General features: G+C 68.8%; 21 protein-coding genes and 1 riboswitch. Of the genes, 8 read left to right on the top strand and 13 right to left on the bottom strand.

Annotated elements, in window-relative coordinates; translation table 11 throughout:
- Nucleotides 1–4: 4 nt before the first annotated feature.
- The 3 genes from IPG61_05025 (at nucleotide 5) to IPG61_05035 (ending at nucleotide 7,453) form a co-directional block, all read left to right on the top strand.
- The gene (locus IPG61_05025) at nucleotides 5–1,006 is read left to right on the top strand and encodes a hypothetical protein (protein ID MBK6733439.1); all 1,002 of its coding nucleotides are present in this window, start codon (nucleotides 5–7) and stop codon (nucleotides 1,004–1,006) included.
- A gap of 256 nt (nucleotides 1,007–1,262) precedes the next feature.
- The gene (locus IPG61_05030) at nucleotides 1,263–4,073 is read left to right on the top strand and encodes a hypothetical protein (GenBank protein ID MBK6733440.1); all 2,811 of its coding nucleotides are present in this window, start codon (nucleotides 1,263–1,265) and stop codon (nucleotides 4,071–4,073) included.
- Nucleotides 4,074–4,285: 212 nt separating this feature from the next.
- Nucleotides 4,286–7,453 carry a CHAT domain-containing protein gene (locus tag IPG61_05035; GenBank protein MBK6733441.1) on the top strand — a complete coding sequence of 1,056 codons (3,168 nt, stop codon included), beginning with the start codon at nucleotides 4,286–4,288 and terminating at the stop codon, nucleotides 7,451–7,453.
- Nucleotides 7,454–7,474: 21 nt separating this feature from the next.
- Here the strand turns inward: IPG61_05035 and IPG61_05040 are convergent, their stop codons facing one another.
- From IPG61_05040 to IPG61_05070, 7 genes are all read right to left on the bottom strand, one after another.
- Nucleotides 7,475–8,542, bottom strand: coding sequence for a hypothetical protein (locus IPG61_05040; GenBank protein ID MBK6733442.1), 1,068 nt, complete (start codon nucleotides 8,540–8,542; stop codon nucleotides 7,475–7,477).
- An 81-nt stretch (nucleotides 8,543–8,623) separates the two neighbouring features.
- Nucleotides 8,624–9,142: a hypothetical protein gene (locus tag IPG61_05045; protein MBK6733443.1), complete on the bottom strand. Its 519-nt coding sequence runs from the start codon at nucleotides 9,140–9,142 to the stop codon at nucleotides 8,624–8,626.
- Nucleotides 9,143–9,340: 198 nt separating this feature from the next.
- On the bottom strand, nucleotides 9,341–9,892 hold the full coding sequence (locus IPG61_05050) for a hypothetical protein (protein MBK6733444.1): 552 nt from the start codon (nucleotides 9,890–9,892) through the stop codon (nucleotides 9,341–9,343).
- An 84-nt stretch (nucleotides 9,893–9,976) separates the two neighbouring features.
- On the bottom strand, nucleotides 9,977–10,519 hold the full coding sequence (locus IPG61_05055) for a DUF2871 family protein (GenBank protein ID MBK6733445.1): 543 nt from the start codon (nucleotides 10,517–10,519) through the stop codon (nucleotides 9,977–9,979).
- Nucleotides 10,516–11,901 (bottom strand): sodium:solute symporter family protein, encoded by a 1,386-nt coding sequence (locus IPG61_05060; GenBank protein ID MBK6733446.1) that lies wholly within the window; start codon nucleotides 11,899–11,901, stop codon nucleotides 10,516–10,518. Before IPG61_05060 ends, IPG61_05055 begins: the two co-directional genes overlap by 4 nt.
- A complete protein-coding gene (locus tag IPG61_05065) occupies nucleotides 11,902–12,624 on the bottom strand; it encodes a thiamine diphosphokinase (GenBank protein ID MBK6733447.1) in 723 nt (240 codons plus the stop codon).
- Nucleotides 12,624–14,888 carry a TonB-dependent receptor gene (locus tag IPG61_05070; protein ID MBK6733448.1) on the bottom strand — a complete coding sequence of 755 codons (2,265 nt, stop codon included), beginning with the start codon at nucleotides 14,886–14,888 and terminating at the stop codon, nucleotides 12,624–12,626. The genes IPG61_05065 and IPG61_05070 overlap by 1 nt, the downstream gene beginning before the upstream one ends.
- An 81-nt stretch (nucleotides 14,889–14,969) precedes the next feature.
- A riboswitch (TPP riboswitch) is annotated at nucleotides 14,970–15,076 on the bottom strand.
- Between the two features lie 161 nt (nucleotides 15,077–15,237).
- On the opposite strand from IPG61_05070, the gene IPG61_05075 reads away from it, so the two are divergent.
- From IPG61_05075 to corA, 3 genes are all read left to right on the top strand, one after another.
- Nucleotides 15,238–16,116, top strand: a complete 879-nt coding sequence (locus tag IPG61_05075) for a formylglycine-generating enzyme family protein (protein ID MBK6733449.1) — start codon at nucleotides 15,238–15,240, stop codon at nucleotides 16,114–16,116.
- Nucleotides 16,113–17,492 (top strand): sulfatase, encoded by a 1,380-nt coding sequence (locus IPG61_05080; protein MBK6733450.1) that lies wholly within the window; start codon nucleotides 16,113–16,115, stop codon nucleotides 17,490–17,492. The genes IPG61_05075 and IPG61_05080 overlap by 4 nt, the downstream gene beginning before the upstream one ends.
- 116 nt (nucleotides 17,493–17,608) lie before the next feature.
- On the top strand, nucleotides 17,609–18,766 hold the full coding sequence (corA, locus tag IPG61_05085; GenBank protein ID MBK6733451.1) for a magnesium/cobalt transporter CorA: 1,158 nt from the start codon (nucleotides 17,609–17,611) through the stop codon (nucleotides 18,764–18,766).
- Between the two features lie 6 nt (nucleotides 18,767–18,772).
- Here corA and IPG61_05090 read toward each other — a convergent pair whose 3' ends face one another.
- The 6 genes from IPG61_05090 to IPG61_05115 are packed head-to-tail and all read right to left on the bottom strand — an operon-like array spanning nucleotide 18,773 to nucleotide 24,011.
- On the bottom strand, nucleotides 18,773–19,645 hold the full coding sequence (locus tag IPG61_05090) for a protoheme IX farnesyltransferase (protein ID MBK6733452.1): 873 nt from the start codon (nucleotides 19,643–19,645) through the stop codon (nucleotides 18,773–18,775).
- Between the two features lie 17 nt (nucleotides 19,646–19,662).
- Nucleotides 19,663–20,556 carry a cytochrome c oxidase subunit II gene (gene coxB / locus IPG61_05095; GenBank protein MBK6733453.1) on the bottom strand — a complete coding sequence of 298 codons (894 nt, stop codon included), beginning with the start codon at nucleotides 20,554–20,556 and terminating at the stop codon, nucleotides 19,663–19,665.
- Nucleotides 20,540–20,866 (bottom strand): cytochrome C oxidase subunit IV family protein, encoded by a 327-nt coding sequence (locus IPG61_05100; GenBank protein ID MBK6733454.1) that lies wholly within the window; start codon nucleotides 20,864–20,866, stop codon nucleotides 20,540–20,542. The genes coxB and IPG61_05100 overlap by 17 nt, the downstream gene beginning before the upstream one ends.
- Nucleotides 20,867–20,906: 40 nt before the next feature.
- Nucleotides 20,907–21,521 (bottom strand): cytochrome c oxidase subunit 3 family protein, encoded by a 615-nt coding sequence (locus tag IPG61_05105; GenBank protein ID MBK6733455.1) that lies wholly within the window; start codon nucleotides 21,519–21,521, stop codon nucleotides 20,907–20,909.
- Nucleotides 21,522–21,538: 17 nt separating this feature from the next.
- Entirely contained in the window at nucleotides 21,539–23,188 is a 1,650-nt protein-coding gene (locus IPG61_05110) for a cbb3-type cytochrome c oxidase subunit I (protein MBK6733456.1), read from the bottom strand.
- A 4-nt stretch (nucleotides 23,189–23,192) separates the two neighbouring features.
- A complete protein-coding gene (locus IPG61_05115; GenBank protein ID MBK6733457.1) occupies nucleotides 23,193–24,011 on the bottom strand; it encodes an SCO family protein in 819 nt (272 codons plus the stop codon).
- A gap of 359 nt (nucleotides 24,012–24,370) precedes the next feature.
- On the opposite strand from IPG61_05115, the gene IPG61_05120 reads away from it, so the two are divergent.
- Both IPG61_05120 and IPG61_05125 read left to right on the top strand, forming a co-directional pair.
- Nucleotides 24,371–24,751: a hypothetical protein gene (locus IPG61_05120; GenBank protein ID MBK6733458.1), complete on the top strand. Its 381-nt coding sequence runs from the start codon at nucleotides 24,371–24,373 to the stop codon at nucleotides 24,749–24,751.
- Nucleotides 24,748–26,361, top strand: a complete 1,614-nt coding sequence (locus tag IPG61_05125; protein MBK6733459.1) for a 2,3-bisphosphoglycerate-independent phosphoglycerate mutase — start codon at nucleotides 24,748–24,750, stop codon at nucleotides 26,359–26,361. Before IPG61_05120 ends, IPG61_05125 begins: the two co-directional genes overlap by 4 nt.
- Nucleotides 26,362–26,522: the final 161 nt, after the last annotated feature.

A 26,522-nucleotide genomic window follows, 5' to 3' on the forward strand; every position in this document is an offset into this window, starting at 1 on the left:
GCACTTGCTCAACCGTACCATCGCCACCGTCGCCACGGTTCTCCTGCTGGCAGGCACGGCCACATCCGCACAGGCGCAGTTCGTGGCCCGCAAGCCCGGTACGGGCGCCATCAGCGAATTCGTTCGCCGGATCTTCCAGGACACGAAAGGCAACCTGTGGTTCGGCACGAACGGCGACGGGGTGTGCGTCTACGAGCGCCCGCTGCTCACTTACTACTCGACCCGGCAGGGCTTCGGCGGCGACGCGGTCCGCGGCATCGTCGGGGACAAGGGCGGCAACGTCTGGTTCGCGACGTCCGGCGGCGTCACCCGGTACGACGGGACCGTGTTCGTGAATTTCACCGTCGAGGACGGGCTGAGCCATGACGACGTCTGGAGTCTCCTGATCGACCGCAAAGGGACGATCTGGGCAGGCACCTTCGGCGGAGCGTGCCGCTTCGACGGCAAGCGTTTCGTCCCCTTCGCCCTGCCACCGGCGGCGACCGACCCGGGCCGCGGCGTCTCGGGCCCGAACATGGTCTACAGCATCATGGAGGACCGCGCCGGGAACCTGTGGTTCGCCACCGGCGGCGGCGCGTACCGGTATGACGGCACATCGTTGCGCAATTACTCGGAAAAGGACGGCCTGTGCGACGACGCCATCAACGACATCCTGGAAGACCGCGAAGGGAACATCTGGTTCGCGACGCCCTATGACGGCGTCTGCCGCTTCGACGGCACGACGTTCACCAACGTGACGGTGCAGGAAGGCCTGCAAGGGACGGAAGTCTGGGATCTCTACGAGGATCGTGCGGGCAACATCTGGTTCCCCGCCGAGAACGCCGGCCTGTACCGGTACGATGGGAAGTCCTTCGCGAATTTCCACAAGGGACAGGGCCTGGACAGCGGCGCCATCCAGTGCACCTTCGAGGATCGGGATGGCCGCATCTGGGCCGGCGGCCACCTGGGGTTGTATCGGCTGGAGGGCGGTTCATTCTTCAAGGTCACGGCCGACGGGCCGTGGTGAACCGCGCGCCGCCGACCATGTTGCCGAGTAATAGGGCCGGGCCGTCGGATCACGATAATATACCTGAGGCAGGCACCCCGGTCACACCGCCGACACGACCGGCCACCGGTAGCCGGGACCCGGAACGCCACCCTGTTCGCTTCGGCATGCCAGAGCGTATGACTCCTCGATAACACGATACAGCCTGGCGCCGCCAGCCCCCACTGCCCGGGGCGCTACGGCCCGGCCACCAACCTGTGTCATCGAGGGGGAACCCATGACTTGGCGAATGAAGTCTGCGGGGGCGCTGACGCTGGCGGCGCTCGCGGTGGTCAGTCTGCTACCGGCGGCGGGCTCGGCCCAATGCGAAGACTGGATTCAGGGCCCGCTGGACGACGGCACCCTGCCCAACGGCGCGGACGGCGTCATCTACGATTCCATTACGTGGGACCCCGACGGCGCCGGGCCGCTGCTGGAGCGGTTGGTGGTGGCGGGCAGTTTCAACTCGATCGGCGGCGTGACCGCGAACAACGTGGCACAGTACGACCCGTCGACGGCGCAGTGGCAGCCGTTCGGCAGCGGCATCGCGCGCATCGTCTACTGCCTCGCCGTGTTCAACGGCGAGGTCGTGGCCGGCTGCAACGGCGACAACAACGAGGGCACGTTCGACGAGACCGTCCAGCGCTGGACCGGCACCACCTGGGAAAACCTGTCGGCCACGAACACGGGCGACGTGTACGACATGATCGTCTACGGCGGCTCGCTTTACATCGCCGGCACCTTCATCACCCAGTTCGTGATTCCCGGCAGTGACCCGGCGCACTTCATCGCGCGCTGGATTCCCGGCTCGTTCAAGTGGGAGGACGTGAACCAGGCCGATTTCGGCTCGCAGACGAACACCGCCGTGCAGGCGCTGGCCGAGTACAACGGCGAGCTCTACGCCGCGGGCTGGAAGGCGAGCACCAGCAGCGGCACCGGCAGCGCCATCCACATCACGCATGGCAGCGGCGCCGCGCCATGGACCACCATCACCGACGGCACCGACCCCGGCGGCATCTACGATCTGGACGTGTTCGCGGGCGAGCTGCTGATCGCCGGCGGGTTCCTCGACATCAACGGCGTCACCTGCCACAACTTCGCCGGCTGGAACGGGAGTTCCTTCCACGCCTTCCAGGGCGGTGTGAGCAACCCGTCGGGCAGCTCCACGATCTGGAGCATCGCCATCCACGAGGGCATCTGCATCAGCGGCTCCTTCACTGTCGCCGGCGGCACCCCCGCCAGCCGGGTGGCCTTCTGGCCGCCGGGCGGCTCGGCCTGGCAGGCCCGCGGCCCCGGCACCAACGGCGTGGTCTACGATCTGACGTCGTACCGCGGCGAACTCATTGCCGTGGGAGCCTTCAGTGACGCGGGGGTACCGGCCAACGATATCGCGCACTGGAACGGCACCAGCTGGGCGCCGTTCGGAGGCGGCACGGCGAACTACGTGGCGGCGTTCGTGGCCTACAACGGGCGGCTGGTCGCCGGCGGCTCGTTCGTGCAGCCGACGCAGTCGCTCGTCACGGCCAACAACATCGCCGGTTGGAACGGAGGCCCGCTGTCGGCTTTCGGCACCGGCATGGACGGCATCGTCTACGCCCTGGAGTCGTTCAAGTACCCCGGTATCAACGGCTCGTACGAGTTGATCGCCGGCGGCCTCTTCTCGACGGCCGGCGGTGTCGGGGCGCCGCGCGTCGCCCGCTGGCGCGAGTCCCCGTTCGGCGGCTTCCCTCCGCCGGCCTGGGAGGCGATGGGCGCCGGCTTCGACTTCAGCGTGTACGCCATCGAGCGCTCGGGCGGCTTCACCTATGCCGGCGGCAGTTTCACGATGTCGGGCGCCAATGCGGTCTCGCGCATCGCGCGCTGGAACGAAACGACCGACGTCTGGGAGAACCTCACCGCCCTTGGCGGCATGAACGGCGCCGTCTACGCCCTGAAGGAGTTCAACGGCTCGCTGTATGCCGGCGGCTCGTTCACCACGGCGGGCGGCAGTTCCACCGGTGGCCTGGCCCGCTGGACGGGCACGAGCTGGGTGCCGGTCGGCGGCTTTTTCGCGGGCACCGTCTACGCGCTGGAGGTCTTCAACGGCAGCCTGATCATCGGCGGGCAGTTCGCCGGCCTGGCCGGCAGCCCGAACATCGCGCGCTGGGACGGTGCCAACTACTTCAACCTGGGCTTCGGGGGGACGAACTCCATCGGCGTGCGCGCGCTGAGGACCAACGGCGCGCGGCTCTACGCGGCGGGCACCTTCACGGCCATCGGCGGCGTCAGCGCCAACAACGTGGCCTGGTGGGACGGTGCTGCCTGGCACGATGCGAATGGCGGCACCAACACGGCGGCAAGGGCCCTGGGGTCGCTGTTCAACGAGGTGCATGTGGGCGGCGACTTCGTCAGCGTGCAGGGCGGCACCACCTACACGCCGCACTGGGCTCGCTACACCGAGACCGGTGTGCCCTGGATCTCGCTGAACCCGACGCCGTTCTCGCAGACGGTCAGCCCCGGCGCCACGGTGGTCTTCTCGGCCGCGGCAGGCGGCGGCTTCCCGGGCCTGGCCTACCAGTGGACGCACAACAACGTGCCTCTGGTCAACGGCACCGGCGCCTACGGGTCGACGATCACGGGCGCGCAGACCCAGGTGCTCACCATTGCGAACGTCGTGTTTGCCGACCAGGGCGCCTACCGCCTGGTCGTGACCAACGGCTGCGGCAGCGTCACGAGCGGCGTCGGCACGTTGGCTTTCCCGGCCACCTCGGATGTGGCGTCCGAAGCGCGCGTGAGCATCTTCCATTCGATCGGCCCCAACCCGACCGGGAGCGAGTCGACGCTCTCGTTCTCGCTGGCCGAGGACGCCGACGTGCGCTACTCGGTCTTCGACTTGCGCGGCCGGCGTGTGCGCCAGGTGGACCTTGGGCACATGCCCGCCGGCCGCTTCGAGGCGCGCTGGGACACGCGCGACGCCGGCGGCCGCCAGGTGGCAGCCGGCGTCTACTTCGTCAGCCTGGACCTGGGCGACCGGCGGCTGGGTGCCCGGAGGCTGACGATCGTGCGGTAGCCCCGCGCGGATCGCAGGTGCCCCGGCCCAAGGCGGCTGCGGGACGTGTCGGGGAGCGGCCGCGCCAGGTCCAGGTGCGGCCGCTTCCACGCCGGCGGCCCGTGTGGGCGCCCCGTTACCCAGCGAAAACCGTACCGATTGAATCCGAGATCTATTATCATATTCCCTGAGTATCCTGCCTGGGTAAGCTCCATACCGGGGAGTAGGGTGACATGTCCCGTCGTATTCTGCTGGCAACCCTCGCGTGCCTGGTGATCGGACCGGATACGGCCCGGACCGAGACTGCGCCCGCGGTGCCAGTGACCGTGCCCGAACTGATCGCGGCCTCGCGCCACGCCTTCGACAACCGACGCTACGCGCGCGCCGACTCGCTGGCCGAGACGGCCTGCGCGCAACTGCGCGGCGCCGACAGCGCCGACCCCCTCGAGCATGCGACCGCGCTGGTCTGCCTGTCGCGCGCCCGGGCGGCGCGCCGGTCGCTGGCCGATTCGGTGGCGGTGCGCTCGGCGCGGCAAGCGCTGGTCCTGCTGCCGGCGGGCGGCCGGGAGCACAACCTGGTGCGAGCCGACGCTCACGATGTGCTGTCGCTGATTCTCGACGACCAGAATCGCTCGGACCTTGCGCTGGGCCACGCGCACCGGGCCATGAACCTGCGCCGCGCCTGCTACGGCGACATTCATGAGGAGGTGGCCGAGTCTTACTACCGGCTGGGCAGTGCCCAGATGAGCCTTGGCTATCTCGACTCGGCGCTGACGACCATGCGGGCTGGCCTCGAGACGCGCCTGCGTTGCGAGATCAAGGCGGATCGCCGCATCGGCGATTTCCATTGCGAGATCGCCTGGCTGCTCGAGTATGAGGGCGACCTCGACGGTGCCCGGGCCAGCCTGGACGACGCGCTTCGCGAGTACGAGGCGCGCAAGGGTCCGCGCCACCCGGCCATGAGCATGGGCCTGCAGCGGGCGGGCTTGTTCGAGATGAGGAGCGGCGACATTTCCCGTGCGATCGACCTCACGCAGCAGGCGCTGGAGATCGCCGAGACGGTTCCCGGCATCAATCCCGCCAACCTCGCCCTGCAGCGGACCAACCTGGGGATCCAGCTGACCGAGGTTGGGGAACCGGTGCGCGCCAACCGCCTGCTCCGCGAGGCCTTGGCCGTCTATCAGGAGCAACTCGGACTGGACCATCGCGAGACCCTCTGGGCCGAGGTGGCGCTGGCCACGACCGAATCGGCGCTCGGCGACACGGCCGAAGCAGCAGCCCGGTTCCGCAGCGTCTGCCGCCGCTTCGAGGCCGGCGAATCGCTCACGACCACGGGCGCGCTGACCGATGCGCGTGCAGGCCTGGCCGAGATCCTCAGGGACAGCGATCCGCGCGCGGCGCTCGACCTGATCGAAGCGGCCGAGGCCGCCGAACTGGCGGAACCGGAATGCAACTGGAAACAGGTCGCCGAAGCGCAACGGATCCGGATGAGCCTCCTGGCCGACCTGGGGGACCGCCAGGCGGTGGTGCGTCAGGATTCGGCACTGACCCGCACGCTCGACGAACACGACCTGCGGGGCACGGACATCGAGGCCTGGGCCCTGGCCGACGGAGGCCTGGCCCTGGCTCGCATCGGCCGCGTCGACGACGCGGTCGCCCGGACGCGCGCCGGAGCCGCGCTGTCGCGCACGCTGCTGCTGCGCGACCTGCACGCACTGCCCGACCGCGAGGGCCTGACCCTGTCCGGTGTACACTCGACATCGCTCGACGCACTGCTGGCCCTGACCCTCGAGGGCCACGGCGAGGCGGCAGCGGCCTGGGACGAGCTGATCCGTTGGCGTGGCCTGGTGCGCGACGAGGTGATGCGGCGGCGCCCGCCGTCGGAAGCCTCGCGCGACACGGCCGCGCTGCGTGCCCACGCCGCCTGGATGACGGCCACGCGGCGCCTGGCGCAGTTCGAGGTGCGCGCGGCCGGCGAAGCGGACGACGCTACGCAGGCGCAGTTGGCCAAGCTGCGGGCGCGGGCCGACGATACAGAACGCCGCTGGGCCAAGGTCGCGCCGCGCGCGCGCGAGCAGGGCGACTCGGCTGCCGGCGGGGCCAGCCTGGCCGCCGTGCGCGCGGCGCTGCGGCCCGGCACGGCGCTGGCGGCATTCGCGACCGTGCGCCAGCGCGGAAGGCCGGAACGCCTGGCGGCGTTTGTGCTCGACACGCGGCGCCGCGTGCACCTGCGCGACCTGGGACCCAGCAAACGTATCGAGACCGCCCTGGCGCTGTGGCGTGACCTAGCTGGCCGCTCTCCCCAGGGCAAGCCCGGTGCCGAGCTCGCGTGCCGCGAGGCCGGCCGCCGGCTGAGCGAGCTGACCTGGGACGTCATCGCGCCCCTGGCCGGCGAAGCCGGCGAGATCGTCATTGTGACCGACGGGCTTTTGCACCGCCTGCCGTGGGCGGCGCTTCCGGCGGGCAACGATACCTACCTCGTCGAGCGCGGGCCCACCGTCCGCGAGCTCGAGGCGGAGCGCGACCTGCTGCGCAACGAAGCTGGCCCCCGCGCTTCGGGCCTGCTCGCGGTCGGCGGCGTGGACTTCGGGAGCACCGATGGAGCGGCGCAGCCCGCTGCCGCACCGGCCGGGCCACGCCCGCTGACGATCGCTTCCACGCGCGCGGTCCTGCCCGATTGCCGCGCCGGCCAGCCGCTCGAGTTCACACCGCTTCCCGGCACCGAGCGCGAGATCGAAGCCATCGCCCGCGAGCACGGCGACGACGTTCAGGTGCTGCGTGGCGCCGCAGCTGTGGAAGCTGCCTTCAAGCGGCTGGCTCCCGGCCGCGGCGTGATCCATGTGGCCACGCACGCGGTGGACCTCGACGATCTCTGCGCCGCCGGGACGGCACCGAACAAACGGGGCGTGGGCGGCTTGGCTGCGATAGCCGAGGCACGCCCGGAGCCCGCGGCCGCCAGCCTGCCGATGTCGCCCTGGCTCGGCCGCCGCGTGGTGCTGGCGCTGGCGGGCGCCAACGCTGCAGCCGCAGGCATCGACGAGAACGAGGGCCTGCTCACCGCCAGCGAGGTGGCGACTCTCGACCTGCGCGGCACCGACTGGGTCGTGCTTTCCGCCTGCGAATCGGGCGTGGCTGCCAACTGGAACCGCGAGGGCGTGCTCGGGCTGACGAGAGCGTTCCGCCTGGCCGGCGCCCGCGCCGTCATCGCCAGCCAGTGGGCCGTTGACGACGACGCCACGAGCGAGTGGATGACGGCCCTGCACCGGGCCCGCGTGCGCGGCACGACCGTTGCGGGACTCGCGGTACAGCAAGCGTCGCGGGAGATCCTGCGCGCGCGCCGGGCCGACGGTCGCGGCACGCATCCGTTCTACTGGGCGGCGTTCACCGCGACCGGCGAGTGAGGACAGCGTGCGGATACGTCTTCAACGTCGGGCAACCAAAGCCCCCGGCTCATGGTCCATCGCAAATCGCAGCCCCGCCAGTATCAGGAGATTCAGGACCAGCGCCCCCAGTCCCAGCCATTCAACGCGATAGAACAGGAAAGCCTGGGTGATGCACAGGTTGATGACGGTCGCGCGCATGAACATCCGCAGCGCGTGCATGCGATCCCGGAACACCGCGACCATGCCGAGGGCCACGAATACTCCGGCCAGCACGCTGCTGGACAGCTGCAGCCAGTCCGCGACGGCGAACTGGTCAGGATCGGGTGGCAGCGGGGTCACCAGCGGCACGTTGGCCAGGAACACCGGACGAGGCGCGAGCCAGGGCACGAACAGGGCCAGCCTGAGGACCGCGGCCACCAGTTGAAGCGCGAAGTACGCGACCAGAACCCAGCCGAACCAGCGGCTCGCCCCGACGGTGCGGTAGGCACCGACGACGCGGTGGGTGACACCAAGCAGCAGACCCGCGCGGCGATCAGCGGTCGTCGGGGCGTCCGCCAGGGCGGCCCTCAGCGCGGTGGCCACCGGGCCCGTGTCGCCACTGGCATCGAGGTACGACAACGTCCGCGCCCGCTCGCCCCGCTCGGGATCGTCGGTGACGAATTCGCCGGTGCTCCGCAGGGCGTTGATGAGGTTCTCGGTCGGGTTGGCCTGCTGCCGCCGGGCGAGCGAGCGGCCGGCCAGGTAGAAGAGCACGAGCACCACGTAGATCACCGACACGGCGGGTTCGTAGAAGTAGTCGTTGTCCCTGGTGATGAACTTGCCGACCTCGTCGATGAACGTGCCGAAGCCGATGCCGCCGAGAACCGCCGCCAGCCGGCGGGCGCGGTTGTCGAGAAAGGCCAGCAGCAGCACCAGAGCCGCCAGCATCAGCAACCCGCCCCACAGCATGTGCGCGATGTGCAGGTTGTCGCCGCCAACTAGAGGGTAACCGGTCAGGTGAAGCCAGAAGCGGATCAGCAGCACGCTCAGCACCGCCATCACCAGGACCAGGTCCAGCAAGGGACCTGACTGGAGATCCCTCAGGAGGGTGTGGCGGGGCGGGGTCATGGCGCTCCTGACATCGTGGTATCCGGATCGCAGTTGCGCCGGCGCAAGCATTCGCGCGGCAAGTGCAGTCGGCGGGCAACCCTATCCTTCGATGATCCGATACTCGCTCTCCAGAAGGGAGAACACGCCGATTTCATCGCCAAGAATCCTGTCTTGATACTTCCGTAGGAGCCCGGCATACCGCTGCAATACTTCAACGGGGGAACCCGCTTCCATGTCCCTGAAGGCGTCCATTCGCCGGCGACTGTCCAGCCTTGAGAGAGTGCCATGCTCCAGGAGAAGCACAACATTGCGGAAGTCATACGCTCTTCCCCTGGACCAGTCCTGCTCCAGTGAGAAGTACAACTGCGGCCCGTCTCTCTGATCCACTTTGACCTCGAGGGTGAGAGGCCCCCTGGTCCATCTGCCAAAGATGTCCCTCTGGTTCGATAGAGGTGTGACTTTCTCAAATCGGTGCTGGGACTCAAGGAACTCGAATGCCGCGTCAGTCGCTTCCTTCAGGCCGTAATAGGGGCCGCTAAGCCATTCGCGAAAGCTCTCCACCAACTCACTTGACCAGCGGCTGAGACGAGCGCCCAGGCTTTTCTCCGTCAGCGGCACCAGACCCACTCGCTATTGGTAGACGCCCGCCAGGCGGCCAACGAAAAACTCCATTGGCCCTGATCGCGGACCACCCGCGCCGCGCGATTGTCCCATGACGCCAACCCACCCGTCAATCCGGGACCCTCCCGTCGCGCTCCCGAATGCCTGACGGCGGCGGGAGGCGTTGAGGCCGGACGGCAGTTGCGCCGGGCAACCTCAATGCCAGATCACCGACAACGGATAGAGCAGGAGAAGCCACCACAGGCAGCCGAGCACCACGCGTCGATCGCGAGCCACGATCGCGAGCAGGGAGGCCGGGAAGAACGACCAGGTGATGACGATCGTGCGCAGGCTGCCCGCGCCCGGCAGGCCGGTCAGCGCGACCGTGGTCGCCAGCAGCGCGACGTTCGCGGCGAGGATCCCGCCCAGCACCTTGCGGTGGTGCCGGTCGAAGTGGCCGTCGAGGTCGGCCCAATCCTGGGGATCGTCGGGGAACACGAGCGAGGCGGCCAGGTAGTAGATCGCGGCCACGACGAAGGCTCCGAACAGCGCCGGCCAGGTGACCGGGACGAGGTCCCTCAGGGCCCAGCCGTACATCCAGAACGTGACGACGTCGCACGACACGACCAGGCCCAGGAGCGCCGTCGGCCAGCCGATGCGGACCCGGTCGCGAGCCTTCAGGGCCCGGGCGAGGCCACCCAACCCCTCCGCCAGCGCCAACCCGAGCAGCAGCCCGAACAGCGAGAAGAAGAACTCGAACCCGCTCATGCTTCCCCCTGCCCGACCGATGACGACCGCTTCAGAACTTCGGGTGAGACTTGATCGTGCGCGACTTGCGCCGGCGCAAGCGGCTCACCCCCGCCGCAAACTCCGCCACAAAGCCACCAAAAACACCACCAGACAAACCCCCATCGCCGTGTGGCTCACCCCGAACAGCGCATAGCGCAGCACTTCCTGCCCGCCCAGGAACGCGTGGTCGATGGCCGCCAGGTCCGTCTGGCCGCCGCGCACCGCCAGCAGCACGTGGTAGCCCTTCACCAGTTGCAGCACGAGGGTGACCGCGGCCGCCGGCAGGTAGCCGCGCACGAGCCAGTGCAGCGAACGCTGGCCGATCTCGCGCCCACCGGCGCGTCGCGCCATGAGCAGCGCCCCGGCCAGGGCCAGCGGCAACAGCACGCCGATGGTGAAGATGTGGCCGTGCACCAGCGCCAGGCCGATGACCGCTTCGAGGTGCAGCCCGGCGCCTGTCGTCTCCAGTGATAATTTCTTCGCCGACTCCTGATAGGCCACGCCCACCAGCAGGCCGACGATCGCCATCACGATGGCGTAGCGCAGCAGCGCCCGCAGCGCGTCCCGGTAACGGGCGCTCAGCGGCCCGGAGTCATCGTTCGTCATCCTGTTCCTTCTTTCTTCCGCGCCCCCGGTCGCCATGCCGGCGCCAGCACCGCCGCCGAGACCAGCAATCCGGGAAAGATAGCCTCGATGCCGTGCCACGGCGCGCCGCGACCGAGCAGCAGCCAGACCGTGGAGACCGCGCCCGCGCCGGCCATCGCCGCCACGGCACGCCGGGCCGAGGCACGCCGTCCCGTGTGCGCCAACGCCAGCGGCAGCAGCAGCACCGGCGTACCCACCGAGCCCATCACTTTCCACAACGTGACCACCGAACCGGCCGCGAGCGCCAGCGCCGTGGCCACCGCCGCTGTCAAGGCCAGGCACCATTGCGCCAGGCGCAGCGAACGCTCGTCGTCGTACCCGCGCCAGCGTCCGATCAGGTCGCGGCCCAGCGTCACCGCCGCGATGAAGGCGTAGCTGTCGATGGTCGACATGATCGTCGCCAGCAGGCCCACCGTGAACACGCCCTGCCAGAAGCCCGGCAACACCCGCGCCGCCAGTTCGGGGAAGGCGCGAACGGGTTCAGCCAACTCGGGCATCAGTGCGCGCGCGTAGAGCCCGGCGGTGGTCGTCAGGAAATCGAAGAGGATCCAGAAGGCGATCGAGATGAGGATGCCGCGCCGCGCCGTCTTCTCGTCCTGCGCGGCGTAGCAGCGCTGGTAGAAGGCCGGCTCCACCAGCGTGGACAGCGCGATGAAGTACCAGACGAAGATGGCCTGCCAGCCCAGCCCGCCGTCCCAGACCAGGTGCGTGGCTGGCACGTTGGCGCGCAGCCAGCCCCAGCCGCCCAGCTTCACCATGCACACCGGCACCAGCACCAGGAAGCCGGTGAACATCAGCACGAACTGCACGCGGTCGGTGTCGACCACCGCCTTCAGGCCGCCGCGGAACACATACGCTACCGACAAAAGCGAACCCAGGCTGACCGCCAGCCACAGCGGCCATCCCGTGGCCAGCTGCACCAGCACGCCGAGCATGAGCACGTAGGCCGCCGGCGCCGTCATCACGAACAATGTGCCGGCGCCCAGAAGCGCCGGGCCGCGGCCGTAGCGCTGCTCGAGCAGGTCGGGAATCGACAGCAGGCGACTGCGACGCGCGCGCGCCGCTAGCAGGAAGGCGAACAACGCGGCGCAGATGTAGTACGGCACGCCGAACACGAGCCAGTTGCTGAGTCCGTGGCGCCAGGCGTATTCGCCCACGCCGAGGATGCCGCCGTACCAGGTCGAGACCAGCGTGGCCACGAAGGCGGGGAGCGTCAGGCGACGGCCGGCGACCAGGTACTCGACGGCGCCGACGGCGGGCTTGCGCATCACGCGCAGCACCGCGTAGACCAGGAAGAGAACATAGGCCAGCCCGGCCCACCAGGAGGTCAGGCCGGCTTCCATCTACTCGGGGCCGCGGGCGGAGCGGGGCGGCTCCGGTTCGCGCTCGATCAGCGCCAGCAATGAGCCGCGTCCGACCGACAGCAGCAGCGGCGACATCGTCACCACGTTGCTGATGGCCGTCGGGCCGGCCGGGCCCAGCGTGTCGCCCAGCAGCGGGTAGGCGGCGCCTTCGATGGTGACGCCGCCGGCCTCGCCGGCCAGCGGCAGCAGCGAGAAATGCGTGCCCGCGGGCAGGGCCCACGACTCGTGGGCGCCCGGCCCCACGCGCACGCCGTCGGCGCCATGGCCCGACAGGCACATGCGCAGGCGGTCGCCGAAGCGCTCCATCAACTGCACGTTGAACAGCGTGTGGTCCAGGCGCCAACCCGTGGCGCCCAGCAGCACCGCCTCCTCGCAGCCTTCGTCGCAGACGTAGAGCAGCGCCTTCTCGCTGTCGGTGGTGTAAGGGTCGTCCACCTGCAGCAAGAGCGGCCCACCGCGGCCGGCCAGCACGCGGCCCGAAAGCGAATCGAAGTCGCCGATCACCACGTCGGGCAGCCGCGGCAGCTGCTCGTAGGGATGGCCGGCGCCGTCGGCGCAGACGAACAGGTCCGCACCGGCCAGCCAGTAGGAAAGCACCTGCTCCGAAGGTGGCGGGCCATCGCAGAGCACGACGGCGCGACGCCCACGCTTGGGAAAGAACGGGCAGCCTTCGCCGCCGGCCGGCTGGTGTTGGTCTTGCATCAGAACCCGCAATCGATCCCGACGGCGACATTGCGCCCCGCCGCCGGCGTGTAGTAGTTCTCGCCGTACCAGTAGCCCCAGGTCTCGTACTCGACGTTGCCCGCGTTGCGCAGGTGCGCGAACAACGTCACCTCGCTGCCGCGCACCAGGCCCGCCTCGCGCAGGTCCAGCCACAGCGACAGGTCGATCGTGGTCCAGGGCTCGATGGTGCGGTCACTCTCGCCCGAGTTGTCCAGCCACTGGCGGCCGGTGCTGCGCAGTCGCACGCGGCTGCGGAGACCTTCGCCCCAGTTCCCGTCCCAGGTCGCCAGCGCCAGGTGGCGCGGGAACAGGGCCAGGGGGTTGCCCGCGTAATCGTACACCGAGCCGTCCCAGTCGTGGAAGGTGAACTCCACGGCCTCGTCCCAGGAGCGCGAGGCCGCCAGGGCCAGTTCGTGGCGTTCGCCCAGCTTCATCCGCGCGGTCAGCTCCAGTCCCCGGTGACGCGTGCGCCCGGCATTGCCGCGGATGCCGCTGCCGTCCTCGTTGACGCCGCCGTAGGCCACGATCTCGTCCTCGAAGTCCATCCAGTACCCGCCCAGCGTCCAGGCCAGGGCCGGCCCGCGCCAGCCGAAGCCGAACTCCAGGTCCTCCACGCGCTCGGGGCGCACCAGAGGATCGTACCATTCCACGCCGGTCACGTTGCCTTCGTCGTCGCGCAGTTCGCGGCTGCGGCCGAACAGCGGGTCGGCGTCAAGGTCGTCTCCGCCTTCCCAGGTGTCGAACAATTCGTTGTCCGTGGGCTCGCGGTGGTTGATGCCGGCGTTCGCGTACACCTGCAGGACGCCGCCCGCGACGGCGCCGGGCACGGTCCAGTCCAGGGCGGCCTTGGGATTGAAGAACTCGTCGACCACGGTGTAGCTGTTCAGCCGCTCACCGGTGAAATTGCCGGCCTCGTGCTGCGCGAACCGGTACCGCTTGTGCTGGAACTGCAGGTTCAGCGTGGCCTGCAGGCCGGAGCCCAGGCCCCAGCGCTGGTCGGCGTACAGTGACCAGGCGTCCTTGTCGCCGGTGTAGTCGTGGTAGCGCCACGGCGTGGTGAAGGCGTCGGCCGCGAAGCCCTGCGCCCACAGCACCTCGCCCCAGTGCTCCGAGCGGAACGTGTAGGCGTCGCCGCCCACGAGCAGGCGGCCGCCTCCCTGATCCCAGGTCAGCGACGGCACCCAGCCCGTGTGGCGCTTGCTGACCCACTTGCGACGCACGAGGTCCAGTTCGTCTTCGGGCGCGGGACCGCCAAGCCGGTCCAGGCCGAAGCCCTCGGCCGTCTCGCCCGCGCGGTAGTTCTCGTAGAAGCCGTCGCCGCGCACGTGGTACAGGCGGCTGACCAGCGTCAGGCGGTCGCCCAGCTTCCGCGTGTGGTGCCATTGCAGGTGGGGCTGGCGGAAATCGTCGATGGCGTTGTGGTACGTCTCCAGGTTCGCCCGGCGGTTCACGAGCAGCATCGACTCGGGCACCGCGTCCCAGGCGTGGCGCGAGACCTCGCGACCCGTCTTCACATTGACCTGGTTCACCGTCCGTGCCGTCTCGCGACGCCCGCTCCACGAGACGGCCCAGCCCTCGTGCCCCGAGCGCTCGCGATAGCCGTCGGTCTCCTGGCGCGAGAGGCGCACCGCCGTGGCCCAGCCGCCCTCAAGCAGGCCGCTGTCCCAGGCCAGCATCTGGCGCCTGAATCCGTAGCTGCCCGTATCCAAAGCCATGCGCGTGCCGGGCCGGCGTCCCGGCGGCGTGGTCACCACATCGACCGTGCCGCCGATGGCGGTCATGCCGCCCACCGAACCGCTGACCCCGCGCTGCAGCTGGATGTCCTGCACGTCGGCCGCCAGGTCGGGCAGGTCGACCCACCAGACCTGGTGATCCTCGGGATCGTTCAGGGGCACACCGTCGACCAGCACGCCCACGCGCCGCTGGTCGAAGCCGCGCACCTTCAGGTATGTGTAACCGAGGCCGTTGCCGGCGTCCGAGTAGGAGAACACGCCCGGCAGCGACTGCACCAGCATCGGCAGTTCCTGGTCGGGTTCACGCTTTGCCAGGTCGGCCGCCGTCAGGTTCGAGACGTTCAGCCGCTCCTGGGCCCCGTACCGCGAGGCCGTGACCTCGACGCCGGAGTCCTGATAGACGGGACGGGGAATAGAGTCGTTCGCCGATGTGACGAGCGTAGCCGGCGCCGCCGCCAGTGCCGACACCGCGCCGAGCGCGCACCCCACGAGCACGAAGATGGATGTCATGGCCGCCTCCAGGTGAAGGTCGGCCGGAGCAGGAACGCCACCGCGCGGCAAAAAAGAAGGCGCCTCCCTTGTCAGGAAAGCGCCGCGTGCGGCCCGTTTCCCTACGCCGGCATGATCCGGTTCAGGTTCGAAGGGTGTTTCTCAGGCCCACCGGTCAAAAGCCGGCACGGCCACCCCCAACGGTTGCCTCCACGTTAGCCCGGTGCCGGGAGACTGTCAACCGGCGCCCCCGATACGACACCGGAACTGCCCCGTATACAGATGGTCACGATTATGTTACAGTCAGCCTCTGGTCCCGACGCCGCCCGACACGGCGCCCGGAGACCCGGAAAGGCAAGCCGACGACGGGATGCGGTGCACCCACCAGCGTGTCCTCATCGCCCTGTTGCTCCTGGGACTGTCCGCCGCGGACCGGTCCGTGGCGCAGCCCGCACCCGCGCGCCCGGGGGACGACGACCGCGGCCGCCTGGAGTTCGTCTTCCTGCCCGCCGGTTCGTTCCTGATGGGCAGCCCCGACTACGAATGGGGCAGCCGCAACGACGAGCAGCAGCATCCCGTCACCATCACCCGGCGCTTCTTCCTCGGTAAATACGAAGTGACGCAGGCCCAGTGGATGGCCGTCACGGGCAGCAATCCCAGCTTCCTCTACGACTGTCCCGACTGCCCGGTGGAGAACATCACCTGGTACGAGGCCGTGCAGTTCTGCAATGCGCTGTCGAAGACGCTGGGGTTCGATCCGGCCTACACGATCCGCGACACGCTCGTGGCCTGGAACCCGGCAGCCGACGGCATCCGGCTGCCGACAGAGGCCGAATGGGAATACGCCTGTCGCGCCGGCACCGGCTCCGTCTTCAACACCGGCGACTGCCTGACCACCGACCAGGCCAACTACCTGGGCTACGATCCGCAGAAGGGCTGCAGCAAGGGGCTGTGGCGGGGCCAGGCCGTGGATGTGGGCGGCTTCCCCGCCAACGCCTGGGAGCTGCACGACATGCACGGCAACGTCAGCGAATGGTGCTGGGACCGGCACGCATTTCCCGGCTCCACGCCGGCGGTGGACCCGCGCGGTCCCGACACCGGGCCTGAACGGGTGATCCGCGGCGGCAACTGGCACGAACTGGGGCGCAACTGCCGCTCGGCCGCGCGCCAGAAGGCCTTCCCTGGCCAGCGCTTCACGCACGTGGGCCTGCGGCTGGCCCGGTCGGCCCCGAAAGACATGCGGCAATGAGCCCGCCTTCGCCCATGACACGGCGCGAGGCGCTGAAGGTGATCGGGGCCGGCGCGGCCACGCTTGCCCTCGGCGACCTCCTCGGCTGTGCGGGCGGCGGCGGCGGCGCGCGACAGCCCAACGTGCTGGTCATCCTGACTGACGATGTGCGCTTTGATTCGATGGGCTGCGCCGGCGACAAGCGCCTGGAGACCCCGAACCTCGACCGCCTGGCCAGCGAGGGCGTGAGATTCAGCAACGCCTTCGTGACCACCAGCCTGTGCAGCCCCTCGCGGGCCAGCATGCTCACCGGATGCTACGCCCATCGCCACGGTGTGCTGGACAACGTCTCGCGCGACCCCGACCGCTCGTGCCCCACCTTCGCGCAGCTGCTGCAGGCTGCCGGCTACGAGACCGCCTACTTCGGCAAGTGGCACATGCTGGCGAAAGCCACGCCGCGCGCGGGCTTCGACCGCTGGATCAGCTTCACCAGCCAGGGCGAGTACATCCGCAACACGATGAACTTCGACGGCGACTGGCGGCTGGTCCTCAACTACATCACCGACGAGCTGACCGACCACGCCGTCGGCTTCCTGGAGCAGGAACGCACGAAGCCGTTCCTGCTGGTGGTCGGGCACAAGGCGGCGCACGCCCCGTTCGTGCCGGCAACACGCCACGAGCAGCGCTATGCCGGCATCGACTTCACGAGCTCGGACGACATCGACGGCGACCTGACCCGCAAGCCCGACTGGGGCAGCCGCGGCGAAGGCGAACTTTCCGCCGAAGACCTGCGCAACTACCACCGCTGCCTGCTCTCGGTGGACGAGAGCGTGGGCCGGCTCGTCGGCACGCTGCGCGACCGCAAGCTGCTCGACGACACCATCATCATCTACACCAGCGACAACGGCCTGATGCTGGGCGAGCACGGCGGCCTGCGCGACAAGCGTGCCGCCTACGAGGCCTCGATCCGCGTGCCGCTGCTCATGCGCCACCCGAAGCTGGCGCCGCGCGGCCGCGTCTGCGGGGAGATGGCCCTCGGCCTGGACCTGCTGCCCACGTTCTGCGAGGCCGCCGGCGTGGCGATACCGGCCACGTGCCAGGGCCGCAGCCTGCTCCCGTTGGCCAAGGGTGACCGAGGGCGGGACGACTTCCTCTACGAGTACTTCCGCGAGGAAGGGAACGTACCGACCTGCCTGGCCGTGCGCTCGCGCGACTGGAAGTACATCACCTACCCCGAGGACCCGGCGCTTCCGGTCGAGCTCTACGACCTGAAGAACGACCCGCACGAACGTCACAACCTGGCCGGCCAGCCGGAACACGGCACCACCCAGCACGAACTGGCGATACGCCTGGCCGCGCTGCTGCAGGAAACGGGCTACCGGCGTCCCGGCGCCTGACGACCTGCGACCAGCCATTGCCAAACCGCCCCTGCCGGACGCAATATGGGCCCGTGAGCGGAAGTCGCCGGTCGGCCCCGCCGCGAACCGTTGCCGCCAGCCCGCAGGAGGCCCGCGTGTCCCCGCGCTCCGCCCGTTCCGCCCGCACCCACGGCCCGGCGCCCAAGCGCCGTCGCGGCCGCCCGGGTACGGCGCCCGGCACCCTGGCCCCGCAGCCCGATGCCGCACCGTCGACCATCGAGGTCGTCACCTTCGGCCCGGCGGGCGTGACCGAATCGACGGCGAAGGACGCCGCCGGCGCCCACGCGCTGGTCGAAGCCGGCCGCATCACGTTCATCATCGTGACCGGCGTGGACGACCACGGGCTGCTGGTCGGATTCGGCGAGCAGTTCGACCTGCATCGCCTGGCCCTCGAGGACGTGGCCCACACCCACCAGCGCCCCAAGTTCGACGAGTATGCCGACCAGGACTTCGTCGTGCTGCGCGTGCCCGACCCCGACGGCCGCACCACCCAGCAGATGTGCCTCTTCGTGGCGCCAGGCCTGGTGCTCTGCTTCCTGGAGCGCCCGCTGGCCGCGCTGGACGCGATCCGCGACCGCATCCGCCAGAAGCGGCCGCGCCTCATGGAGGGCGGCGCCGACTACCTGGCCTACACCGTCATCGACCTGGCGGTCGACCTGCATTTCCCGGTGGTGGAGGAATACGAGCGGCGCATCGACGAGCAGGAAGACCTCATCTTCTCTCACCCCCAGCGCGTCGACGTGGCGGTCATCCACGAACTCAAGCGCGACCTGGCGGCCTGGCACCGCATGTCCTGGCAGACCCGCGATGTCATCGTGCGCATGCTGGGCGAGGAGATCCCGACGCTCACCCCGACCACGCACCTGCACCTGCGCGACTGCCTGGACCACGCGCGCCAGGTGGTGGACCTGACCGAGGCGGCGCGCGACCGCGCCGCCGGACTCCTGGACCTCTACATGTCGGTGATGAGCAACCGCATGAACGAGATCATGCGCGTACTGACGGTGATCTCCACCATCTTCATGCCGCTGTCGTTCATTGCCGGTGTGTACGGCATGAACTTCAACACCGCGCGTTCACGCTGGAACATGCCGGAACTGAACTGGGCCTGGGGCTATGCGTTCTCGCTGGTGCTGATGGCGGCGACGGCGGCGGGGCTGCTGTACTATTTCCGGCGGCAGGGGTGGTTCGGGCGCGGGACGGGGAAAGACGTTGAACAGCGGGGCGAGGGCAACGGTTCCCGCGGCAACTGACCGGCGTCACCCGACCATCAACGCGTCCGTCACCAGCAGCACGCAGACCAGCAGCACGAAGGTATTGATCTCCATGAACCGCATGCGGCAGGCGCGCCGGAACGGCGCCACCGCCATGCCGGGGGCCGCCACCTTCAGCAGCGTCGCCGCCCGGAGCACGACCAGCGCGCCGGCCCCGGCCATCACGTAGGCCAGTGCCGGACGGTCGAACAGCGACGTCAACGGCAGCAGCAGCGACGCGGCGCAGACCGCCGCGATCCACAGGAACGTCAGGCGCAGCACCTGCCCGCGGTCGAAGCGGTCCAGCAGCGACGGCAGGCCGCCATCATGGTAATCCTGCCCGTAGAACAGCAGCAGCAGCCAGAAGTGCGGGATCTGCCAGAGGAAGAAGAAGAACGCCACCAGATGGATGGAGGGATCCTGCAGGTAGCCGCCGGCGGCCGCCCAGCCCATGGCCGGCGGCAGGGCGCCGATCAGCGCACCCGGCAATGCCGCGAACGGGGTCACCCGCTTGAGCGGCGTGTAGACGAGGTTGTAGACCACGGCCGCGCCCACGCCCAGCAGCGCGGCCGCCGGCGAGATCCACCACAGCAGCGCCGTGCCGACCACCAGCAATGCCCCGGCATACAACGCCGCCGCGCGCCGCGAGATGCGCCCCGAGGGAATGGGCCGGCCGGCCGTGCGCGCCATCAGCGCATCGACTCGGGAGTCCTGCACCTGGTTGAACGCCGCTGCACCGCAGGCCTGCAGCAGGATGCCCGCCGCCACCGGCACCAGCGGCCAGTCGAAGCGCCCCCGCGCCAGTACGTAGCCCACCACGGTGGTGACCGTGGAGGCCGCGGTGATGCGGATCTTCAGCAGCTGCAGCCAGGGCGACAACGACGGTCCTTTCGCGGCTACTGCCGCTTGATGTAGTCGATGATCAGCTGGATATCCTCTTCGTCCAACTGGCTGCCCAGGGCAGGCATCTGCGGCTGGAAGCCCACGACGACATCGGCGTTCGGCTCCATCAGCGAGCGACGGATGTACTCGTCGTCAACCATGACCTCGCGCTCGACGCCGTTCGTCATGACCTTCACCGTGTGCCCGTAGATGCCCTTGAACGAGGGACCCACGAGCTTGCTGCCGTCGCTGGTGTGGCAGGCCACGCAGCCCTTGATCTGCAGCAGCTTCTGGCCCGTGGGCCGGCCGCCGCCCCGCTCGATCCAGACATCGAAGGTGTCGGCCGGCACCGCCACGACCTTGGCCAGCATGGCGCTGTGCTGGTCGCCGCAGTACTCGGCGCAGAGGATGTCGTAGGTGCCTTCGCGCTCGACCTGGAACCACGCGTGGTTCTTGCGGCCGGGCACGCAGTCCTCCTTCAACCGGAACGCCGGCACGAAGAAGGAGTGGATCACGTCGGCCGACTCGAGGTTCACGGCCACGGGGCGTCCCACCGGCACCACCAGTTCGGTCGTCTGCTTGCCGTTCTCGTACTTGAACGACCACGACCACATGCGCGCCTGCACGGTGACCGGCATGGCGCCGGACGGCGTGTCACGCATGACCTTGAATCCGGCCCAGCCGTAGTAGAACATCACCATCACCAGGACCGTGGGCAGGACCGTCCACAGGGTCTCCAGTGTCGCGCTGCCCTCGATGTCGCTGGCGTTCGGGTGCTTCGAACGCCGGTACTTCACGATGAACACGATCATCGTGATGGTGATGCCCAGGAGCAGGATCACCGACGAACCGAGGATCATCCAGAACGTCTTGTCGACGAGTCCCGAATAGCTAGATGCGCCCGCCATATCCACCCTCTCCGAGGAACGAATAGTCGAAGAACGTCAGGCCCATGACGATGGCCAGGATGAGCATGGCCGAAAGGAACATGAACTTGAAGACAGGCTTCTCGTACTTCAGGTGCATGAACCACATCAGGATCATGGCCGCCTTGATCGGTGTCACGACCATGGCCACGCCGATGCCCACCTTGCCCGGGAACCAGACAGAGGCGGCCACGGTGATCCCCGTCAGCACCAGCAGGCCCACCCAGACCAGGATGAAGACGTTGGTGGGCACGGGTGCGTGTGCCGCGTGAGTCGCATGAGTATCGTGCATCGTCGCTCCCCTCTCCGGCCTCGACCCCGGCCGCACAAGGTCAGTTGGTCAGGTAGAACAGCGGCAACAGGAAGATCCAGACCAGGTCCACCAGGTGCCAGTACAGCCCCGTGTACTCGAGCGCGCCGTAGCGGTCGCCGGAGATCTTGCCGGCACGCATGCGCGCCGCGATGGTCGCCATGACGGCCATGCCCACCAGCACGTGGATGCCGTGCAGGCCGGTCATCATGAAGTACAGGTTGAAGAACAGCCCCTCGCCCGGGGGCATGGCGTGCAGGTGCTCGCCGCCCGGCCAGATGCCGTGGTGGTGCTTGGCGCTCCACTCGAAGAACTTGATGACCAGGAAGCAGCAGGCCAGCCCGAAGGTGACCCACAGCCAGCGCAGGCTCTCGGCCAGGCGGTGGCGCTGCAGGGCGCCGACCGACAGTACCATCGTCAGGCTGCTGGTCAGCAGAACAAATGTATTGGTCACGCCCATGAACTTGTTCAGTTCACCGGCCGCCGCATGGAACTCGTGGCCGAAGCGGTGCCGGTACACGGCGTAGACGATGAACAGCCCGCCGAACAGCAGCACTTCCGTGAACAGGAAGAGCCACATACCGGTCTTGCTGCCCTCGTCGTCACGATGCTCGTGGTGGCCGGCCTCGGCGGCCACCGCAGGGGAAACGGCGCTCACGAACGCACCTCCCGGGCCGCCGCGGCGCGCACGGCGGTGTGGTCGTAGGGTCCGGTGGTCACCACCGGCGGGGTGGCGAAGTTCAGCTGCGGCGGCGGCGATGTCGTCTGCCACTCCAGGGTGGTGCCGCCCCAGGGATTGTCCGGGGCCTTTTCACCGTGCTTGATGGCACGGATCAGGTTGTAGAACATGAGAATCAGGCCGGAGACGAGGATCCACGACCCGACGGTCGAGATGAAGTGCGGCGTATGGAACTGCGGCAGGTAGTCCGCGTAGCGGCGCGGCATGCCCATGATGCCCAGCACCAGCATCGGGAAGTACAGCGTGTTGAAGCCGACCATGATCAGGCCCCACGCCCACAGCGCGCGCTTCCGGTTGTACGAGCGGCCCCACACCTTCGGCCACCAGTAGTGGAGCGCGGCAAAGAAGCCGATGCCGGCACCGCCGAACATCGTGTAGTGGAAGTGACCGACGATGAACGCCGTGTCGTGCACATGGATGTCGGTGGCCAGCGCGCCGTTCACCAGGCCCGTGAGGCCGCCGATCGAGAACAGGAAGATGAAGCCCAGCGCGTACAGCAGGGGCACGTCGATCCGGATGGAGCCCTTGTAGAGCGTGGCCATCCAGTTGAACACCTTGATGCCGGTCGGGATCGCCACCAGGAACGTGAGCAGGCTGAAGACCCAGCGCGCCGTGTCCGAGATGCCGGTGGTGAACATGTGGTGCGCCCACACCACGTAGCCGACGATGGCGATGGCCATCGACGACAGCGCGATCGCCTTGTAGCCGAAGATCGTGCGCCCCGAGAAGGTGGGCAGGATCTCCGAGATCACGCCCATGGCCGGCAGCACCATCACGTAGACGACCGGGTGCGAGTAGATCCAGAACAGGTGCTGGTAGAGGATCGGGTCGCCGCCCCGCGCCGGGTCGAAGAAGCCGATGCCCAGCGCCCGCTCCATGACCACGAGCAGCAGCGTGATGCCGATCACCGGCGTGGCGATGACCTGGATCCAGGCCGTGGCGTAGAGGCCCCAGCAGAACAGCGGCATCCGGAAGAACGACATGCCCGGCGCCCGCAGGCGGTGGATCGTGGTGATGAAGTTCATGCCGGTGAGGATGGAACTGAAGCCGAGCACGAAGGCCGCCAGCACCGCCAGCGAGACGTTGGTGCCCGACCGCAGCGCATAGGGCGCGTAGAACGTCCAGCCCGTGTCCGGCACGCCGCCGCCCACGAACAGGGAAATCACCGCCATCAGCGCCCCGGCCATGTAGATGTACCAGCTGGCCAGGTTCAGTTTCGGAAACGACACGTCGTCGGCGCCCAGCTGCAGCGGCAGGATGAAGTTCCCCATCACCGCCGGGATGCCCGGCACGATGAAGAGGAAGACCATGATCACGCCGTGCAGGGTGAACAGCGAGTTGTAGATGCGCGGCGTCACGAACTGCATGCCGGGGTTCATCAGCTCGAGGCGGATGAGCAGGCCCAGCGCTACCGCCACGGCGAAGAACGAGAACATCGCCACCATGTACATGATGCCGATCCGCTTGTGATCGGTGGTGGTGAGCCAGGCCATGAGGCCCTTCCGGCTGCCGTAGTCCTCGAGGTAGCTGCCGGTGTAGGCCGGCCCCGTGTTGGTTCCGGACATCGAATCAACCCTCCCTGCGCCGCTTGCGGCGGGTGGTGAAGTACAGGAACGTCACGAACACGGCCAGCGACGACAGCATCACGAAGGCCGTCACGCGCACGATGTTGAACACGTACGTGCGGCCTTCCGGGTCGTAGCTGAAACACATCTTCATCAGGCGCGCGGTCGTCGGCATGACCGTGCCGCGCGAGGCCTCGTACACGCCCATCTGGAAATCGAACGGCAGGAACTCCGTCCCCAGCAGGTAGCGTGTGATCTTCCGGTCCGGCGCCACGATCACCAGGCCGCCGGCATGCGTGTACTCCGACCCGGCGCGCATGTAGCGGAAGCCCACGGCGCCGGCCAGCCGGTCGATGCTCGCCTGTTCGGCGGTCATGAACCGCCAGGTCTCCTCAGGCAGCGGCCGCCCGACCAGCTTCAGGTAGTTGGCGCGCTTCATCCGCGCCATCTCGGACGTGTCGTTCGGCTCGAAACTGACCGCGAGCAGCTGGAACGGCTGCTTCGTCGGGTCGAGCCGGCTCTTGCCGAGGATGTCGGCCACCTCGTTCAACAGCGGCGTGCAGATGCCCGGACACTCGAAATAGACCATCATCAGGATGGTCGGCTTGTCGATCACGTCGGCCAGGGCCACGGTCTGGCCCTGTTCGTCGCGAAGCATGATGTCACCGGGGATGTACTCGCCCAGGTGCTCCTGGTACTCGACCGCTTCCTCGTTCAGCTGTGCCCGCGCCGGCACAGCGGCGAACGGCACTGCGGCCAGCAGGGCCAGCGCGAACGCCACCGACCTGCCGTGCCGCTTCGAAAAGAACCTGCGCTCCATCATCGACCCCCTGTCCCCACCCGCGCGCTCGCAGTCTCGAGGCCGCGTCACGGGCGTCCGCTCGGTGTCGGCGTCCGCCCTCTCGCGTCCGCTCGGCGGCGCCTGCCGCGGCCCCTGCCGCGCCGCGGCGCCGATCTCGATACTGCGAAATTGAAAATCAATATTGCGAAAATAATACTAACATCGTCGGAGATGCGACCGCAACCTTCAAAATCGTGCCGGTGGCCGGCCGGCACCGGCCGACGTGATTGGGGTTTGCGGCCGCGCCCGGCGGGCGTATCCTGTCGACGAGCGCAACGTCCACGCGGGCAAGCGACTGGTCCGGCCGCAAGGCCCCTGACCCAACCGACAGGATGGCTTTCGTGCCGCCAGCCGACCGGCCGGTGCTCCGTCTCCGGCGTGACGCCCACCTGTTCTCGAGCCGGCCGGAACTGGCCGAGCGCCTGGCCCGCGACCGGCGGGCGCTGCCACTGGCCCCCGATGAACTGCTGCACGCGGCCACCCCGGCCGGCTACCTGGTCCGGCGCGGCCGCCTGCGGGTGACCGAGCTGCTGCCGGACGGGCGCGAGATCACACGCGCCGTCCTGCAGGCCGGGGCCGGCCTGGAAACCGCCAGCGGGGGCGCAACCGACCCCCGCGACGACACTTACCTGCTGGCGGACGTCATCCTGACGGCCCTCGGCGAAGCCGAGCTGTGGCAGGTGCCGGCCGGCAGTTTCGACCCTGCCAGGGAGCGACCATGAGCCAGGAATCCCCGATCACCGCCGCCGCCGACACCAGCGCCCCGAAGGTGGTCCTCTGCATCCTGGACGGGGTGGGTTACCGCAGCGGTCCCGGCAGTGAGGTCGGCAACGCGGTCATCGGCGCCCATCCGCGGTTCTACGAGTCGCTGCTGCGCGACTACCCCTTCACCACCCTGAGCGCCTGCGGCCTGGACGTGGGCCTGCCCGAAGGGCAGATGGGCAACAGCGAGGTCGGGCACCTGACCATCGGCGCCGGCCGCGTCATCAACCAGGAACTGGTACGCATCTCGCGCAGCCTGGAAGAGGGCGATTTCGCCGTGCGGCCGGCCTGGACCGGGTTCGCCGACGCCTGCCTGGCCGAGGGCGGCCGCCTGCACCTGCTGGGCCTGGTCTCGCCGGGCGGCGTGCACTCGCACACCGAACACCTGTACGGCATCGTCGCCGAGGCGAAGAAGCGCGGCTTCCGCGACATCTTCATCCACGCCTTCCTGGACGGGCGCGACACCGACCCGCAGAGCGGGCGCGGCTACGTGGCCGAACTGCAGCAGCAGCTCGACCGCATCGGCGCCGGCCGCATCGCCACGGTCTGCGGCCGCTACTGGGCCATGGACCGCGACAAGCGCTGGGACCGCGTGCAGCGGGGCTGGAACCTGGTCGTCGACGGCACGCTCGACGCCAAGGGCCACCGCACCACGGACGCGGTGGCGGCCATCGCCGCGTCGTATGCCGCCGGCGTCACCGACGAGTTCATGGAGCCGACCGTGGTCACCGACGCGACGGGCGCCCCGCTGGCGACGGTGCGCGACGGCGACGGCATCTTCTTCTGGAACTTCCGCGCCGACCGCGCCCGCGAGCTGACCTGGGCCTTCAAGCAGCCGGGATTCGACGGTTTCCCGATCACCCGGCGCCCCCGCGTGCACTACCTGACGATGACGCCGTACGACGAGAAGCTGGACCTGCCTTCGATCTACGCGCCCGAGCCGATCCGGCTGGGACTGCCCGAGATCCTCGCGCAGGCGGGCCTGCGCAACCTGCGCACGGCCGAGACGGAGAAGTACGCCCACGTGACCTACTTCTTCAACGGCGGGCGCGAAGAGCCCTGGCCCGGCGAGGTGCGCCGCCTGGTGCCCTCGCCCAAGGTGGCGACGTACGACCTGCAGCCGGAGATGAGCGCGCCGGAGGTGGCGGCCGTCCTGAAGGAGGCCTGCCTGGGCAGCGAGTTCGACGTCATCGTGGTCAACTTCGCCAGCGGCGACATGGTCGGGCACACGGGCATTTACGAGGCCGCCGTCCGCGCCATCGCCACGCTCGACCGCCTGCTCGGCGACGTGATGCCGCCGAGCCTGGCCCGCGGCACCACCTGGCTGGTGACCGCCGACCACGGCAACTGCGACGAGATGCTCGGGCCCGACGGCGAGGTCATGACCCAGCACTCGCTGAACCGGGTGCCGTTCATCCTGGCCGGACGATCGTTTGCCGGTAAACAGGGGATCCTGCGGACCGACGAAAAGGCCGGGCTGGCGGACATCGCCCCGACCATCCTCCAGTTGCTCGGCCTGCCGCAACCCGAAGTCATGACTGGGCGTTCCCTATTGATCACGGCGTCGTGATTTGCCTTTTTGACAGATTATTAGCAGAACTTTTTTCCCATTCCGGCGGCTTTATGATATGCTTTGCATCCCTGTCAGGGTTCGCCCGCCCCGCAATTCCGCGGGGACGATCCCTGGTCAAGGGCGGCTGGACGGTGCGGGTTCGCCACGGTCCGGGGGAA

This window comes from bacterium (assembly GCA_016703265.1).
Lineage (GTDB): Bacteria > Krumholzibacteriota > Krumholzibacteriia > LZORAL124-64-63 > LZORAL124-64-63 > CAINDZ01.